Consider the following 218-nt stretch of genomic DNA (forward strand, 5'->3'; position numbering starts at 1 on the left):
GGTTCTGTCCGATCTGACCCTTGAGCTTGATCCGAACGGTATCGGCGGGAATGGCGGCGATGTCCTGCGCATGAGCTGGGCCAAGAACGGCAAGAGCGGGTATGCCGAGTTTGCCGACGGGACGGTCTTGTCAGCGATTGAAGTTGATGCCTGGTCCTACGGGCGTGATATTCTCCGGGGAACATCCGGTGACGACATCATCGTTGGCTCGTCCGAAA

At 58.7% G+C, this 218-nt stretch carries 1 protein-coding gene; it reads left to right on the forward strand.

Features of this window, described 5'->3' with window-relative positions; genetic code table 11:
- Positions 1–218 (forward strand): hypothetical protein (locus E1297_RS48625; RefSeq protein WP_196223049.1); only part of this gene is annotated, 218 nt, incomplete at both ends.

This window comes from Roseibium sp. RKSG952 (genome assembly GCF_009711355.1).